Here is a 17,965-nt window from a genome sequence, read left to right as displayed (position 1 = left end):
GGGAGATAAATTTTCCCTACACCCCACACCCCATCCCCCATCCCCCATTCCCCATTCCCAAAAATCTAAAATCTAAAATCTAAAAGTTTTGAACGTTAACCTTCTCTCCTCAATCCTACTGATGCTGCTGGGAACCTGTACGGGTTTCGTGGCTGGAATTTTGGGCATTGGCGGAGGTTTGCTGATGGTGCCGGTGCTGATGGTGTGGGGAGTGCCGATTCTGGAAGCGACGGCAACGAGTTTAGTATGTGTATTCCTCAGTGCCATTTCCGGTAGTTGGCGAAATTGGAAAGCGAGTCAGTTGCAGGTTTGGGCGTCCTTAAGTTTAGCGTTGGGGGGAATCCCGACAGCACAATTGGGGGCGATACTCGGCGATCGCCTGCCGGCTGCGGGATTGGCGTTTGGATTTGCCGGATTGCAACTCGCGGCCATTTATTTAATGCGATTGCGGCGGCAGTTGCAACGAGAAAGCGTGCCTGAAGCTACTCGATCGCGCTCTCTCCCAAAATTTGCCGGCATTGGTTTGCTCGCGGGATTGCTTTCGGGTTTATTCGGTGTCGGTGGCGGTGTGGTGATGGTTCCCCTACAAATGCTGCTGCTGGATGTTCCGATTAAATTAGCCGTTCGCAATAGTTTGGGGGCGATCGTACCCATTGCCGCATCTGGACTTGCCCGCCACGGCTACAGTGGCAACGTCCTCTGGTTACCCGGACTCTGTTTGGGCATTGGCGGGGTTCTCGGGGCGCAGTTGGGGACTCGACTCTTGCCGAAACTACCGGAAGCGGTTGTGGCTCGATCGTTTCGACTGCTGTTACTGGGAATGGCGGCTTATACGATTTTCAAAGGCTTTCAGATGATGTGATGTTGCCTGGCGGTTTGCGCGTTGAATAGATTCGATCTGCCCAAGGTCGGCACTGGAGACTCCTATCCTGAAGATTCGCGCTTGCTTCACTCCAGACTCGAAGATGTCGATGTTGCGCGACAAAAACTGTTGATTTGAGATTTCCTTGGGAATAGATATAACTGTTTGTGCGGGTATAGCAACCGCGCCTATTACCGACCCAAATCCGGTTCTTATACCCCACCGATCGCCATATTCAGTTGCGTTAGGACACAAGTGACTGCGAGCAGGCAATCGCGGTGGGAGAAAGATAAAAAATATGCTCCGCTCATGTTAGCTCGGACTGTCCTAACCTAACTGAATACTGCTATATTAAAATCGCTATTGATTCTTACATTCACAAAAAATAATTGTTTTTTATAAAGGGGTTATAAAGTCGGATTTAAGATGAGAAAAATTAGTTCGTTCGCGCGGGCGTCTACTCATCAAAATTACCCCAGATCCACGCTTAGTCAGGGCGACTGCGATACAAGTCCGTCAAAGAATAATATGTCGAGCGCACGACTCGATCGATATTTTCCTAACAAATTGCTAGACTTTTCATCTGGAGCGATTGGCTCAATTCAGTCGCTCGCTAGGATTTCCAAGCACTCAATATTTTTAACAGGATAGACAACTCGATCTAGAGCTAAATCGAGCTTCTATACCTTGATTTTGTTGGGGTAAGTTGTGTGGATCCCTATCGTAAAGTATAGCGATCGTCACCACCAAAATCGCGAATTAACAAGGGTTTTCAAAGAACACCGTAAGAATACGGGAACGCTCTATTATTCAATTAAGTATTTTTACGTATCCTTATATTTATTTCAAAAATTAATCGAAATAAATACAGAATCGTAAAAAAAAATCTTTATCATTTGTTTGCTTTAATAACAGAAAAATAAAAAAATCAAAAAGTTAAACCAAAATAAAACTAAATCACAAACACTCTTGTTATATTACTTGCGCCATCCTCGAAATTACAGAATTCAATATAAAGCTAAACAAGAGAGCGCAGCGCTCTCAAGCTAAAAATTTTAAGTTCGCATTTAGTTTTGAACTGGTATCAACTTCATTCTTATTCAATTTATCTCGTTTTAAAAAGCCTTTCCTGAAGGATTGAACATCTGCGAAACGATTGATTACCCAAGGAGCGATTATGACACCCATCCGTATCGAAGCCGAAACCATGAACCTGTCGGGTTACGACATCGAATCCCAATCCTTTGCCTCGGGAGGTTCGCTAATTCGGATTCCCAACGATGGTGATATCGGCACGGCCAGCATTGATTTTACGGGTCCTTCTGGCACCTATGAGGTAGTTATCGGCTATCACGACGAAAACGATGGTGAGTCCCCAATGACGGTGAGCATCGGTGGTAATACCCTCGATAGCTGGACTTTCGACCAACAACTGGGAACGTCGCGCGCCAATGCTGAGAATTTCGTGTTGCGCACTCTCTCGACGGGAGTCACGGTCAATACCGGAGATGCCATCGAACTCGAGGGAATCCTCAATGTCGGGGAAGTGGCGCGAGTGGATTATCTCGAATTCATCCCGATCGAAGAACCCACCCCGGATACCACCGTCCCCACCGCCAGCGCTAGTGTCGCGGACTTCGCCCCCACCTCCGGCAGCAGCAACCCTTACAGCTTCAACATTACCTATACCGATAACGAAGCCATTGACGAAGCCACCCTCGACGATCGCGACGTGCGGGTCACCGGCAGCAATGGATTCGACGAACAGGCAAATTTCGTCAGCGCCACCACCAGCAACGGACAAACGACGGTGACGTATGAAATCGAGGCACCCGAGGGCGGTTGGCAAGAGGGAAATGATGGAACGTATTCCATTGCGGTAGAAGCAAACCAAGTGAGCGATACCAGCGGTAATTCCGTCGCCAGTGGTGTTTTAGATACGTTTGATGTCGATGTGGCTTCTCCTCAATCGGCTCAACCCATTCGCATCGAAGCCGAAACCATGAACCTATCCGGTTTCCGGGTTGAGAGTCGGACTCGCGCTTTCGCCTCGGAAGGGTCTCTCATTCGGCTTCGCAACAATAGCGATACCGGTACGGCCAGTATCGATTTTACCGGCGCTTCTGGAACCTACGAAGTGGTAATCGGCTATCACGATGAAAGCGATGGTGAATCGCAAATGTCCGTGAGTATCGGTGGCAACACCCTCGATAGCTGGACTTTAGACCAGCAACTCGGACCCAGGCAGCCCCAACGGAAGAATTTCGTATTGCGTACCCTCTCCACGGAAGTCACAGTCAATGCGGGAGATACCATCGAAATTGAAGCAACCCTCGATGGCGGGGAGATGGCACGAGTGGATTATCTCCAGTTCGTTCCTGTAGAAGATACCCCAGATACTACTGCCCCCACCGCCACCGCCAGCGCCACGGATTTTGCCCCCACCTCCGGCAGCAGCGACAGTTACAGCTTCGACATTACCTACACCGATAACATCGGCTTCAATAATTCCACCTTCGATAATCGCGACGTGCGCGTCTCCGGCAGCAATGGATTCAAGGAACGAGCCAAGTTTGTGGGCGCCGCTACCAGCAACGGACAAACGACGGTGACGTATGAAGTCGAGGCACCCGAGGGCGGTTGGCAAGATGGAGATGATGGCACTTATTCGATTGCCATCAGGAACAATCAAATCAGCGATGTCAGTGGCAATTTTGTTGCCAGTGGTGTTTTGGACACTTTCGAGTTAGATGTGGCTTCTCCTCCTCCTGTGTCTGAGAACCCCATCCGCATCGAAGCCGAAACCATGAACCTGTCGGGTTACGACATCGAATCCCAATCCTTTGCCTCGGGAGGTTCGCTAATTCGGATTCCCAACGATGGTGACATCGGCACGGCCAGCATCGATTTTACGGGTCCTTCTGGCACCTACGAGGTAGTTATCGGCTATCACGACGAAAACGATGGTGAGTCCGCAATGACGGTGAGCATCGGCGGCAATACCCTCGATAGCTGGACTTTCGACCAACAACTGGGAACGTCGCGTGCCAGTGCTGAGAATTTCGTGTTGCGCACTCTCTCGACGGGAGTCACGGTCAATACCGGAGATGCCATCGAACTTGAGGGAATCCTCAATGTCGGGGAAGTGGCGCGAGTGGATTATCTCGAATTCATCCCGGTTGAAGAAGAGATCGCACCCCCCACCGCTAGTTTCAGTTACGCCCAGGCTGGTAAAGGGGTTTTGGTCAACTTAGAGCAAGGCACTGGCTTTATTTCCAACTACGATACGCCCATCCGGATTATGCCTTTGGGGGATTCGATTACCCAAGGCAAAATTGATAACACGATTCCGGAAGCCGAACGAGAAGGATATCGTGGCTTTTTGTGGAACCACTTCCAAGAATTGGGATTGGCGATCGATTTTGTCGGTTCTGAGTCGAACGGAACCAGCAACTTACCGGATAAAGACCATGAAGGGCACTCGGGTTGGACGATTAATCAGCTCAATAATGGGGTTGACAACTGGATTTCGGCAGAAGAACCGGATGTGGTGTTGCTCGCGGCGGGGACGAACGATGCATCTGCCCCCGGAGCGACGATCGCAGACCGCTTGAGCGGTCTGATCGATGACATCGTGGCGCAACCGGAATTTGATGGCGAGTTATTGGTCTCGACGATTCCGCCGATTCACGAAGAGAGTATTTATTTCGAGGATCGGATGCCTAACGTTCTCGATTACAATTCTCGGATCTCGGGGGTTGTCCAGAGTAAGCCCGAAAGTGCCAACGTTAGCTTTGTCGATACCGTAAGCGGTCCGAACGGTTTGACGGGGAACGATATCTCCGCTCCTCCCGATGACAACGGCTTGCATCCGACGGCTGGGGGTTACGAGAAAATCGCTCAATTCTGGTACGATGCGGTGTTGGAGCAAACGGGCGATCGCACGGATTTGAGCAACGTTGATGATGCGATCGGGTCTGGGTACGATGACATTATCGCCGGTAATGCCAACGCAAATCTCCTCGAAGGAGGAGCGGGCAACGATACAATAACTGGTGGTGGCGGTGCCGATCGCTTCGCCTACAGCGCGCCGACGGAAGGCAGCGACCTGCTAACGGACTTCGACCCCAACGAAGGCGACACCATCGAAATTTCTGCCTCTGGCTTTGGCAGTGGCTTCGTGGCTGGGGTTGCTCTGAGTCTGACGGATGCAGTCACGGGGGTATTTGCGAGCGGTGTGGCTCCGGCGGCCCTAAGCGCGAGCGCTCACTTCCTCTACGATACGGCAACGGGAGTTCTGCGCTTCGATGGCGATGGTACGGGCGCTTTGGAAGCGACGGAAATTGCCACCCTTGCCGGTGCGCCGACGTTAAGTGCGAACGATCTGTCGATCGTGTAACCTTCGATTACTGAACTCGATCGCGTCGGGAACGGTTTGCCTGTCGAACCGTTCCCATTCCATCGAGGACGCCCCGCGCGATTAAGCCCAGTCCCCGCCCGATAATTTGGGTGAGAACGTAGACGAAGCTGCTACCGACAAAGGTGGTTACCGATCGCAATCGGGGGGCGATCGCATCTCGACCTTCTAACACCAACGTCACCGTTTGTTGAATACCGGAAAGGCGATCGAGTTCGGCTCGTCTGGGGAAGTAAATGGCGCGCTTGCGAATGCCGCGATCGTCTAAAATGAGTAAAGCATAACGACTTTCGTAAATGGCTAATGGTTCTTGAACGTACTGTTGCAGCCGGTACTTCCAGGATAAGTCGTTGCGAAATCGTTCGATTTCTCGGGTGGAGAGCAAGCAGCGATCGTAAAAGTTTTGCTTGATGACTTCGACATCGGCAAAATGATTGAGCAAGGGCTGAGCTACGGCATTCGCCATTTGGATGAGTAAATTATGCAGCAGTTGCTCCGAGCGCTGCATGGCTTCCAAGCTGCCCGTAGTGCTGAGTTGACCATCGATGGGCAGGGGAATATCAAATAAAACATGTTCTAAAAAATATTCAACCAGCGGAATTTTTTCTAAGATCGAAACTCGAACCACTTCCGCATCTTGTAGGAGAATATCGACGATTTCAACCTGTCGATTATCGATCGATACGGTGGAATATTTGCCAAAAAAACTGGCGATGGTTTCTTGCCACAGATCGAGCAAAATTTGTGATTTTTTTTGTGCGATTTGCTGAGGCTGAATATTGGAGAACTGAAGCTCTGCTAACAATGCCTGAAACTGGCGTAGAATCGAATATAATAGCTCTCTTTTCTTCTCTGACTTAAAAATATCAATTTCTAGGGTTTCATCCGTTAAATTGGGCAAATTCGACTGCAACTTGGCAATGGTGGCATCGAATAACAGCGATTGCAACACTTGCAGTTCGATTTCTTCAGAGGCGTCCGATCGCAAGGCGATAATTGGCTCGATCGAATCGCTGGCGACCCGATCGGCGTTGGCAAAATTCTCGGGGAGACTCGGAGTGAGGGGTTCTCTGGGAGGAAGGGGTAAGAGTTGTTTGAGAGTCCAGCGCGCGAAAGCCAGTTCTCGCCGTCGTCCCTGAAGAATCGCGCGATCGAGAGTCGATAAGTTCGAGCGTTCTAACTGCCGTCCAACCCGCTGTAAATCCGTCGTGATGTATCGCAAGCCCGAGCGGCGCCATGCTTGGAAAATCGTCGGTTTCGAGGGTTTGCGGCGCACCACCGGTGCCGATATTGGCAGTGCGTTCTCTTCCTCGAGAAACTGCTGCCAGTAGATGCGACCGGTTCCCACTTCCCACAGGGCAACGGCCACTTGAGATAAAGGAGTGCCTTTACGACAGTAGCCTCGGACTCCCGCTTCTCTTGCAGTCGCCAGTGCTTCCGGATCTTGACTGGCGGTGAGTAAAAACAGGGGTAAATTGGGGTATCGAGCTTGTATTTGAGCGTAGAGGGGAATCGGGTTCGACCCGGCCATCGACGGTTGGGAGTTCTCTAACTCCAACACCACCAAATTCAACGACGCGGCTTGGGACTCCGATGCTAAGATATCCCAAGCTTCCGATGCGTCCGTGGCTTGAGCGACTAATTCTAAGTTCTCGGAAGAGTCGATCCACGAGCGCAATCCCAGGCAAAAGATCGCATCTTCGTCGATCGATAAGAATTTGACGACATTAGATTTCACAATTGAGCAATTCAGACTCCAACGTTCGTTCCTCACACTTTCCCATCTCGTTCCCCTTCGAGAAATTTTAGAGTTGAAATTTGCGAGTCCCCATATTCTCCCTTGAAAATTTTAGCTTCTCCCACGCCAGACCCATGGTGTTATCGGTCTGGCGCGGCGATCGAGACCCCTAATTTTTCAATAAGGGTTTCTTGGGAAACGGACTCACCGGAGCGGCAGGGGCAATGGGTTCTTTGTAAACCGGTTCCGGTTCGTAATACGGCTCCGGTTCGTAGTACGGTTCCGGTGCGGCAATGGGTTCTTTGTAAACCGGTTCCGGTTCGTAGTACGGTTCCGGTTCGTAGACCGGTTCCGGCTCGTAGTACGGTTCCGGTTCGTAGACCGGTTCCGGTGGTGCCACGTAAGTCTCGATTGCTTCGCTAGGAGCCGGTGCGGGTTTGGGTGAGGGGGCGGTCGCCAGAGCCGGTACCGCTGCCGGTCTGACCGTGCGGTTGCGAGCGGCAACCCAACCGGCAATCTCGCTGAGGGCTTCACCGTAGAGAGGACTGTTCCCTTCAATGACCGAAGCGGTTTGGATGGCATCGAGATATCGACCGTCAGCAGCCAGAGCGATCGCTTCATCGAGAATCGGCCGATCGCGCGCCAGCAGAATTTGGGCTTGCCAGCTCCAAATCGAGTCTTGGGCTTCGTTGTAAAGAGCGCGACCGGAAGCAATTTGACTGGCGCGTTCGATGGCCCCCTCCAGGTTTCCATCCTCGGCCAATGCCACCGCTTCATCGAGAATCGGTTGGTCTTCTAAGGTTTGAATCCGACCTCGGCTGTAGGCGACGACGGTTTGAGCTTCGTTGCGCAGGGGTCGTCCCATCGCGATCGCGCTCGCCTGCTCCATTGCCGCTCGATATCCTTCGAGGGTTCCCAACTCAGCGAGTTTCCGGGCGCGATTTAAGGCCGGTGCGTCCGTCATGCGACCCACCCGCTTGCGCCAATTCGCCACCAGGGTTTGAGCGTAAATGCGACCGGGGCGATCGGGGGTTACGGCTTGGGCTTGGTCGATGGCTAAGCGTAACATCGGACTTTGTCCCACGCTGGCGAGGGAATTGGCGATTTGGAGCTGTCCGAGATCTTGGAGGTAGGTTTGCCACTGACCCACCCGAGCCTTGGCATCTTCGTGGAGGGGATGGTCTTTATTCAATTGGCGGGCGATGCCTTGGGCTTCGAGCAACGCCAGCATTCGCTCCGAAAGGGGCGTTTCTAAACTCGACGCATTTTCCACCACCTGCTGGGCGCGAGCGAGTTGAATCAACTTTTGTCCTTCTCGATAAGCCTGACCCTGCTGGGGAATCGCTTCGACCCACTCCAGGGTTGTCGGGAGATCTTGCTCGAGTTTGGCTTCGGTTGCTCGAGCGAGCATGGTTTGACTCCACTCGTCGATTTGTTTGCGAGCCACCTTCTTCGTCTGGAAGCCATCGGGAACCTGACCGGCCAGTTCGATGGCTTCTTGGTATTCCCACACCCGTTCCCAACGAATTTTGCTGCGGGCAACCTTCAACTGTCGCCACGCCTGCTTTTCTTGGGCCACTTGGATATTGAGCGCCTCGGCGCGCTCGATGCTCCAGTATTGGTTCTCCAAGTCTGACATTTCTTTGACTCGGCGGTAAGCCAGCGTCCAATCTTGAACTTTGAGGGCTTCTTGGGCTTCATCGTAAAGCTTCTGACCGAGATTCCACCGCTCCTTCCAGTAGGAAAGCGACCCCTGAGCATCTTCGTATTTAGGGCTACTAGGGGGAACTTTCTCCAGCAGCGCCACCGCCCCGTCGAAATCGTTATCTCGAAACTGCCGTCGGGCGCGATCGAGCAACACTTGCGACCATCGGGCCGATAGTGCCTGACTTTCAGAATACAGGGGATGGGTTGGAGACCAATTGGCGATTAATTCGATAGCTTCCACGACCCGATCGGGGTCTCCCGAAGCCGCTGCCCGCTGAGCGCAGGACAATCGCTCTCGAGCGGTGGTTAAATTTGCGTTTTCTTGACATTGGGGGGCGGGAGGCGTGGCCACTAACCATACGAACGCGCCCACTGCCGTACCACCAAAGATAACCAGTCCCACCAGACACAGGAGCGACCACTTCAGCCAAGTGTAATTCTGGGGAACGGACTGCTGACTCTCAGGCAATGCTGAGGGAGGATTCATCGTATCCAAATCTGGCGGTTGCATAATTGGCGAGATGTTAAAACGAGCAGTTGAAGCTGAGGTCTGGGGATCTCGGGGTTACCGGTATGAGATGGCTAACTGAGGATATCCCTCTCGAGGGTTATTATCGATCGGATAGACACCCTCGATCGTATCGGAAAGCCTAAAAACAGGTATGACTTTTTTAAAGCGAGTTTAACGAATTCTTTACAAGAATTGTAAAACTCTCGGTAGCGTTTGACCAGTTTTCCCACCGATCGGGCGATCGAATGGTGAACGGTCAGGAAGACTCGACGGTACGATTGTCGCACTCCCGATCTCCAGTTTGACTCAGCATGAGTTGTTATGACCCAAACCCTTGCACATCCAAAAATTCACGCCCCGCACCAACGGGCGATCGTCTTTACCCGCTATCCTCAACCCGGAAAAACCAAAACCCGCTTAATTCCGGCTTTAGGTGCGGGCGGTGCGGCCGAACTCCAACGTCAGATGACCGAGCATACCCTCGCTCGTCTCGTTCCTTTGCGACAAAAAGAGACTGTTTCGGTGGAGGTGCGATTTACCGGAGGGTCTCGACGGCAGATGCAGCGTTGGTTGGGTCGGGACTTGAGCTATTTTTCCCAAGGAAGTGGCGATTTGGGCCATCGACTTTCTGGCGCGTTTAAGTCAGCATTCGATCGCTCGATTCAAGGGGCGATCGCGATCGGTATCGATTGTCCGGGTATCGAGACGGCAACGATCGAAAAGGCGTTTGAGGCTCTCCAAAACTGCGATCTCGTCCTGGGACCGGCTGTCGATGGTGGTTATTACCTGATCGGTTTGCGCCGATTCGTCCCGGAACTTTTTGCCGACATCGATTGGGGCACCGATCGCACGTTGGCGCAAACCGTTCGCATTGCCGAGTCTTTGGATTTGTCTGTGGCTTACCTTCAAACCCAAGACGATATCGATCGCCCCGATGACTTGCACTTGTGGGAAACAGTCCTCGACGAGCGCGATCGCACCCAAAAAATTTCCGCGATCGTGCCGGTACTCAACGAAGCCCCCCGCCTCCAACGCACCCTGGCTCAACTGCAAACCGCCCGAAATCTCGAAGCGATCGTCGTCGATGGGGGTAGCCGAGATGGCAGCGAAGCGATCGCTCTCAATGCTGGCGCGCAGCTGGTACGCGCACCCCGCGGTCGAGCCATGCAAATGAATGCCGGGGCCGAAGTGGCCACTGGGGAAATTTTACTCTTTCTCCACGGAGATACCCAATTACCCCCTGGATTCGATCGGCTGGTGCGGCAGTATCTCGTCAACCCCCAAACCCTCGCCGGCGCCTTTGAATTGAGTATTGAAGGGGATCTCAGAGGACTGAAAACCATCGCCCGGACGGCCAACTGGCGATCGCGCCACTGGCAAATGCCCTACGGCGACCAAGGTCTTTTTCTGGCAGCGGCCACCTTCAATAAGTTGGGGAGATTCCCGGAACTACCCCTGATGGAAGATTTCGAGTTCGTCCGTCGTCTCAAGGGCCGCGGTCGGATTGCCATCGTACCCGCAGCGGTTTCGGTTTCCGGTCGTCGCTGGCAAAAGCTGGGGGTTTGGCGCACCACCGCGATCAATCAGGCGATCGCCCTTGCCTATCTGTTGGGTTGTCCCCCCGAATTACTCGCCCGTTGGTATTGGGGTCTCCCCGCGCGATCGGTCGTTCGACCCGCCATTGAGGAAAAATCTACGGGCAAGGATGAGCCATAATGGGGGTGGTCGGGGGTTGAAGCGTTCGGAACGCCCCAACTCGAGGGAGGAAAAATCCCTCGTCTCGGAGGTTTCCCGCAGGCGATCGGCTCTCGGTCAATGTCAACATCCAAGTTCGACGCTGCGATCGAGATCCAGTCTTGAGTGATGGAGAGATGCTGGGGTGCGATGACGATCGATCTCGAACGGAACGATACTTCGCTGTCGCGATCGAACCCGCACGGGACCGGTTACAGTCCATTTGCAGACGGGTCGTTTCGATCGTTAGCAGCCAACTCACCGATCGCGGTCTACCGTAAACTCATGGGGTTCGAGTTCCAACCCAAACGCCATTGCGCTCGAAATTGAACGCCCAAAAACCCCCATTTCCCAGACCTGGATTTCTCAAATCCCATCCTCCGATCTCTAGCCAACCGGTGTGGTGGGAACCCTACGATCCCTGCTCAAATTCGGATTTTTAAAACTCGTGCCATTAGCAATCGAGGTCATGTCTGCCCTTCTAGAAGGCGGCTTTTCTTCACCCTTAGAGTTTCTCTGGCTTCACGCTCTACTCGATGCGATCGTCGCCCTTTCTTTTTTAGGAATTGGGTTGATGTTAATCTATATCGCCCGAGGGAGACAAGATTTTTCCCAAAACCCATTACTGGTTCTTGCCGGTACGACCCTCTGTTTGGGAGGTGCGACTCACCTGCTCGCTGCGTGGCATCTGTGGCATCCCATCGGAGAACTTTGGTCCTTCTCCAAAGCCCTGAGCGCGATCGTTGCGGTGGGGACCACTTTCGGACTGTGGCGATCGCTTCCCAAACTGATGACCCTCCCGAGTTCGATTCAACTGGAGGTGATGAACAAAGCCCTGCAACGGGAAGTCAGCGAACGGCGCGCCTCAGAAACGACGCTGCTCGAATCCCAGCAAAAGCTCGCCCTCTTGGTGCAGCAAACTCCCCTGGCGGCCATTGAATGGGATTTGGAGTTTCGGGTGGTGGATTGGAACCCGGCCGCAACGCGCATTTTCGGCTATGCTCGCGAAGCGGCCATCGGTCGTCGCGCGATGGAACTGGTGGTCCCGGAGGCTTCTAAAACTGCCATGGAGGGGGTTTGGCAACATTTAACCGAGCGCGCCGGTGGCGAGCGCAGTACTCAGGAGAACTGCACCAGCGATGGCACCAGTCTCTTTTGTAATTGGTACAACACGCCCTTGGTAGACGGCGAGGGAAAAACCGTCGGGGCGATTTCCCTCGTGGAAGATATCACCGCCCGCAAACAGGCAGAAGCGTCTCTGCGTCAGGCTTACGACGATCTGGAAGCGCGCGTGGAAACCCGCACCGCCGAACTGGTGAGGGCCAACCGGGCTCTGAGTGGAGAAATTGAGGAACGCCAGCGGATCGAAGCCTCCCTGCAACTGACCCAATTTACCGTCGATCGGGCGGCAGATGCCATTTTCTGGGTCGATCGAGTCGGTCGGCTGACCTATGCCAACGACGCCGCCGGGAAGCTTCTGGGCTACGATCGCGCCGCCTTAATGGAGATGACGGTCTTCGACCTCGATCCCCACATTACCCAAACCTCCTGGCCCGAACTGTGGCAGAACTTGAAAACGGCTGGTTCCCTAACCTTAGAATCCGATTACCAAGGGGCCCGCGGCGAGACGATCCCGGTCGAAATCGCCTTTAACTACCTCGAATTTGGCGGGAAAACCTACAATTGTGCCTTTGCGCGGGACATTCGCGATCGCAAAAATGCCGAACAGGAACTGCGCCGGCAGGCCCTGACCTTTGAAAATATCTACGAAGGGATCGTGGTCACGGATTTAGACGGTCGGATTCTCGACTGGAATCCCGCCGCCGAAAAAATGTTCGGCTATACCGAAGAAGAGGTCTCCGGTTGCCATTGGGATCTACTGCAACCGAGAATCTCCAACGATCGAACCGAGTGCCTCGAAAGTCCGACCGCTATTGCCCGACAAATTCTCGATCGTGCCATTTCCCAAGGTCGGTGGGCCGATCGGGTTTCCCTGAAGCGTCGAGATAATACCGAGTGTATTTGCGATTTGGTGCTGATGCCGTTACTCGATGAAAGCGGTCGCATTGCCGGCATCCTGGTCATCAACCACGACATTACCGAACGGCAGCAAGCCCGAGAAGAGCGAGATCGCTTCTTTACCCTGTCGGTGGATATGCTGTGTATCTCCGGCATGGATGGCTACTTCCGCCGCCTGAATCCCGCCTGGACTCGCATTTTGGGTTATACCGAAGACGAACTTCAGCAACAACCGGCGATCGACTTCGTTCACCCTGAAGATCGCGCGCGCACTTTGGCGGAGTTGGAACGGCTTGCCGGGGGATTGGATTCGGTGGGATTCGAGAATCGCTACCGTACCCGAGACGGTCAGTATCGATGGTTATTGTGGAACTCTATTCCCTACCCCAACCGGCAGTTGGTGTATTCGGTGGCCCACGATATTACCGAACGCAAACTCACCCAGGAGGCCCTCGAACAGCAGTTTCGCCGGGAAAAGCTCTTAGGGGCGATTACCCAGCGCATTCGCGCGTCCCTGGATTTGGAAGCGGTGCTCAATGCCACCGTGACCGAAGTCCGACAGTTTTTACAAACCGATCGCACGGCTATCTATCGGTTTGGGGCTAGCGGCAACAGCTACATCGTCGTCGAATCGGTGGAAACCTCTCTACCGCAGATGCTTGGCATCCGCATTCCCCAAACCAGCTTCGGGGTCGACCCGTTGAATCGGTTCCGTCAGGGCCGGGCGATTGCCATCGACGACCTGCAAACCGACGCTCTCGATTCCCCCTATCTGGATTTACTCCGCCAGTACGAGGTGCGAGGGAGTTTGGTGGTGCCGATTCTACTGCAACCGAGTTCTACGGCTACCGCCATCGACCCGATCGAGTCGAACCCATCCCCAGAGGGGGAACGGGAGCCGATTTTGTGGGGATTGGCGATCGCCCATCACTGTCGCAGTCCCCGTCAGTGGCTCGATTCGGAAATCGAGTTACTCGAACAACTCGGCGGGCAACTGGCGATCGCCATCGGGCAATCGGAACTCTACGAACAAGCCCAGGTGGAGATTCTCGAACGTAAAAAAGCCGAACACCGGCTGCTGGAGAGCGAAGCTACCATTCGCGCCCTCTATGGGGTGACAGCATCTCAGAACCTCGATTTTGACGGTCGTTTGGCTCGCATCCTGGAAATGGGATGCGAGCGGCTGGGGCTAGAAATTGGCATGGTGGGGCGATTTAGCGGCAATCGCTACGAAATTATCGCCGCCCGAGTTCCCGAGGATGCCTTTCCCAAACCGGTGAAAGGGGATGCGTTTAACGTCGAGCAAACTTTCGATTCCCTCCTACTGGGTAAAGAGATCGAGGAGTTGGTGTGTTTTGAGTTTGCGTCGGTGTCCGATTACCGGGACCATCCCGCCTGCAAAACGCGCCAACTCGAAGCCTATATTGGCGTGGCACTGGTTGCTGACTCTCAGGCGTACGGTACCATTAGCTTTGCCAGTCGCACGGCGCAGCCGACGCCGTTTCGAGAGGCTCATAAGGAGTTACTCAAACTCATGGCCCAGTGGGTGGGGGGTGAAATCGAGCGTCACTCCGCCCAAAGCGCCCTTCAGCATCAGTTGCAGCGGGCGATGTTGCTCAAAAAGATTACCCAAGAGATTCGATCGAAGTTAGACGCTCAAGAAATCTTCCAAACCACGGCGACTCAGATTGGGACGGCGTTGGGGGTGAATCGCTGCACCATCCATACCTACACCGAAATTCCAGAACCGGCGGTCCCGGTGGTGGCGGAGTATCTCGATGTGGGATACGAATCCATCGGCACCCTGGCGATTCCTTTGCAGGGGAACGCCCATATGGAGCGGCTGCTGTCTCAAGATAGCGCGATCGCCTCTCCGAATGTTTACACCGAGCCGTTGCTGGAGGAAGCCTCGGACTGGTGCCGGCAAATTAGCTTGAAATCTCTGCTGGTGGTGCGCACCTCTTATAAGGGAGAACCCAATGGAGCGATCGCCCTCCACCAGTGCGATCGAATGCGGGAATGGACGAAGGAGGAAATCGATTTACTCGAATCGGTGGCGGACCAAATGGCCCTGGCCCTCACTCAGGCGCGATTGTTGGATCGGGCCCGGCAGCAAGGGGAACAGCTCGCCCAGCAAAACCTGGCCCTGAAGCAATCGCGCAAAGCCGCCGAGTCGGCCAACCGAGCCAAAAGCGATTTTCTCGCGACCATGAGCCACGAAATTCGCACACCGATGAATGCGGTCATCGGCATGACGGGTTTGTTGCTCGATACATCCTTAGCCCCGGCCCAGCAGGATTTTGTGGAAACGATCCGCACCAGTGGGGATGCTCTGCTGGCGATCGTCAACGATATTTTGGATTTCTCGAAGATCGAGTCCGGGAAGCTGGATTTGGAAGAGCATCCTTTTGAGTTGCGCGATTGCATTGAGGGGGCCCTAGATTTACTCGCCCCCAAAGCGGCGCAAAAAGAGCTGGAGTTGGCCTACGCGGCGGAACCGCAAACCCCAAATTTCATCATCGGCGATGTGACGCGATTGCGTCAGATTTTGGTGAATTTAATCGGTAATGCCATTAAGTTTACCGAAACCGGAGAGGTGGTGGTTTCTGTCAACTCTACGCCGTTATCTTCACCCATATCTGGTAAAAGTTCTCACGGGCTTTTGGGAGAACGCAAGTATAAAATGCAGTTTGCCGTCCGCGATACCGGCATCGGGATTCCCCCCGACCGACTCGATCGCCTGTTCAAACCCTTCAGCCAGGTGGATGCTTCGACCACGCGCCAATACGGCGGGACGGGTCTGGGATTAGCCATTAGCGAGAAGTTATCCCGGATGATGGGCGGCCAGATGTGGGTGGAAAGTCAGGTGGGACGAGGTTCGACTTTCTGGTTTACGATCGTGGTGCGCACGAGACCGGGGGTGGCGGCGATCGATGACACTCGCCCTCAACCCCACCTCGAAGGTAAGCGATTGTTGATTGTCGATGATAATGCCACCAATCGGCAAATTTTGAGCAAACAAGCTCAGTGTTGGGGGATGGAGACCCAAGCGGCCGAGTCGGGGATGGAAGCGTTGACTTGGTTGCGCCAAGGGCAATCGTTCGATCTAATCGTGTTGGATATGCAAATGCCCCACATGGACGGGCTGACTTTGGCTGCGGAAATTCGCAAATTGCCGGGGATGAAAGATTTTCCCCTGGTGATGTTTACCTCCATCGGTCGTCCGGAAATCGATCGAGACGAGAGCGATGTCAAATTTGCCGCGTTTTTGAACAAGCCGATCAAGCAGTCTCAGTTTTATAACGTGGTGGTGAGCATTTTGACCGATCGACCCTCCGTCGAGATCGCCCGTTCTCCACAACCCCAAGCGATTCAGGCTGCCGTTCCTTTACCCCCTCTACGGATTTTACTGGCGGAGGATAATGCCATCAATCAGAAGGTTGCGTTGCGGATGCTCGAGCGGTTGGGCTATCGCGCCGATATTGCCGCTAACGGGTTGGAAGTCCTCGAAGCGTTGCAGCGACAAGCCTACGATGTGGTTCTCATGGACGTACAGATGCCGGAATTGGATGGGTTGGAGACGACTCGGCAAATTCGATCGGCGGACTTTGTTACCTACCCAACCGAGCGTCGAATCCGAATTATCGCCATGACAGCCAATGCCATGCAAGGCGATCGGGAGGTGTGTCTGGCCGCTGGCATGGATGATTATATTAGCAAACCCATTCGGGCGGAGAAACTGGCGTTAGCTCTTTCTCAATGTGGCACTCAATGTGACAACTCTCCACTCTCCCAGGCTCCGCAGAAAGAGAATAAAATGCTGACCCCATTGGAGTTGCACCCTTCTGAAAACGAAGCCGAAGAGAGCACAAAGGAAACGATCGAAGGTCGCGATGTCGAAGAACGGGAATCTTCAGAGGCTTCTTCATTGATTTCCCCCGATGAAATTCTCGATCGAGAAGCTTTGGATGCGTTGCAATCGCTCATTGGGAAAGAAGATGTAGAAACCTTTATTGAGGTGCTCGACAGCTATCTCCAAGAAAGTCCTCAACTCATTCAAAATCTCGAAGCAGCCATCGAACAACGGGATATGATGGCTTTGCACATGGCCGCTCACACTCTAAAATCCACCAGTGCCACGTTGGGAGCCCAGGAAATGGCTGCGCTGTGCGGTCAGTTGGAAGCACTCGGTCGCAAAGATGACTTCGATCGCGCACCGGACTTCTTGAAAAAAATTATCGCGGAGTATGCCACGACTCAAAGGGCGCTCCAAGGGATTCGAGAGGAATCGATCGAAGTGAAAAACACCGGATCGCAAACGATCCAGGCTACATGAATCGAGTTGATGACCCACCCTATTGAAACGTCAGTTCGGGATAAGACTGTTACCGGCGAGGGTGGGGTGTAGGGTATGGGGTGTGGGTAATTGTCGGTCGAAAGCGCACCGCCCGCGCTGAGGAAACCTCAGCGTATAAGACGGAGCAAGAAGAAACAGCTCGGGAAAGCCGGCTTTGTCCCAGTTAAAGCTCTATAGGTCACTTTAACTCATCAAACTCCCGGACGGGTAGCCAATGCTTTCGCTTCGATTTTAGTCCACATTGGCAAACCGGCCATAGTTCCCAAACTCCGAGGAAAGTCTCTGGGGTGGTCCACCGGTCGAGTCCGAACCCCTCGTCCACGATTTCCCACAGTGAAAAAGAGCGACTCGTGACCCCGCTCTAAGACACGAGTGAGCGATTAATTCCTAATCTTCCCACCAGATGCCCATGCTCAACCCTACCTCAATGACCCGGCAGGATTCGGAGTGCCCCACTCATCGATTTGTCTAAACTCCAGTAAACAACAGCCGGTTCTGCCGGGAATAGTCGAGTTTGAAACCCTTGAGCAGAGGGAGATTCAGAGATTGTCAATTTTTTTTTGCCAAAAGGGTTGACGCAGATGGGTGAGGTCGTGTTATGTTAGTAAAGCGCTGAGGGG

The 17,965-nt window shown here is 53.5% G+C and carries 7 protein-coding genes; 5 read left to right on the top strand and 2 right to left on the bottom strand.

Annotation, left to right across the window (positions count from 1 at the left end; genetic code table 11):
* Positions 1–88: 88 nt before the first annotated feature.
* Positions 89–862 (top strand): sulfite exporter TauE/SafE family protein, encoded by a 774-nt coding sequence (locus AC2215_RS06450; RefSeq protein WP_486809144.1) that lies wholly within the window; start codon positions 89–91, stop codon positions 860–862.
* 1,177 nt (positions 863–2,039) lie between these two features.
* Positions 2,040–5,261, top strand: coding sequence for a GDSL-type esterase/lipase family protein (locus tag AC2215_RS06445; protein WP_486809143.1), 3,222 nt, complete (start codon positions 2,040–2,042; stop codon positions 5,259–5,261).
* Positions 5,262–5,268: 7 nt separating this feature from the next.
* On the opposite strand, the gene AC2215_RS06440 is transcribed toward AC2215_RS06445, so the two are convergent.
* Both AC2215_RS06440 and AC2215_RS06435 read right to left on the bottom strand, forming a co-directional pair.
* Entirely contained in the window at positions 5,269–7,017 is a 1,749-nt protein-coding gene (locus tag AC2215_RS06440) for a DUF3685 domain-containing protein (protein ID WP_486809142.1), read from the bottom strand.
* 169 nt (positions 7,018–7,186) lie between these two features.
* A complete protein-coding gene (locus tag AC2215_RS06435) occupies positions 7,187–9,235 on the bottom strand; it encodes a hypothetical protein (RefSeq protein WP_486809141.1) in 2,049 nt (682 codons plus the stop codon).
* 321 nt (positions 9,236–9,556) lie between these two features.
* On the opposite strand from AC2215_RS06435, the gene AC2215_RS06430 reads away from it, so the two are divergent.
* From AC2215_RS06430 to AC2215_RS06420, 3 genes are all read left to right on the top strand, one after another.
* On the top strand, positions 9,557–10,951 hold the full coding sequence (locus tag AC2215_RS06430) for a TIGR04283 family arsenosugar biosynthesis glycosyltransferase (protein WP_486809140.1): 1,395 nt from the start codon (positions 9,557–9,559) through the stop codon (positions 10,949–10,951).
* A 140-nt stretch (positions 10,952–11,091) separates the two neighbouring features.
* Positions 11,092–11,250 (top strand): hypothetical protein, encoded by a 159-nt coding sequence (locus AC2215_RS06425; protein WP_486809139.1) that lies wholly within the window; start codon positions 11,092–11,094, stop codon positions 11,248–11,250.
* A gap of 188 nt (positions 11,251–11,438) precedes the next feature.
* On the top strand, positions 11,439–17,324 hold the full coding sequence (locus tag AC2215_RS06420) for a PAS domain S-box protein (RefSeq protein ID WP_486809138.1): 5,886 nt from the start codon (positions 11,439–11,441) through the stop codon (positions 17,322–17,324).
* The last annotated feature ends 641 nt before the right edge of the window (positions 17,325–17,965 follow it).

The organism is Zarconia sp., from assembly GCF_057467645.1.
This window is presented reverse-complemented; position numbering and strand designations above follow the sequence as displayed.

What these genes read in the sequence shown, in the direction of transcription:
- AC2215_RS06445 (WP_486809143.1), top strand. Translation starts at nt 2,040, where the DNA reads ATGACACCCATCCGTATCGAAGCCGAAACCATGAACCTGTCGGGTTAC.
- AC2215_RS06435 (WP_486809141.1), bottom strand. Translation starts at nt 9,235, where the DNA reads ATGCAACCGCCAGATTTGGATACGATGAATCCTCCCTCAGCATTGCCT.
- AC2215_RS06420 (WP_486809138.1), top strand. Translation starts at nt 11,439, where the DNA reads ATGTCTGCCCTTCTAGAAGGCGGCTTTTCTTCACCCTTAGAGTTTCTC.
- AC2215_RS06430 (WP_486809140.1), top strand. Translation starts at nt 9,557, where the DNA reads ATGACCCAAACCCTTGCACATCCAAAAATTCACGCCCCGCACCAACGG.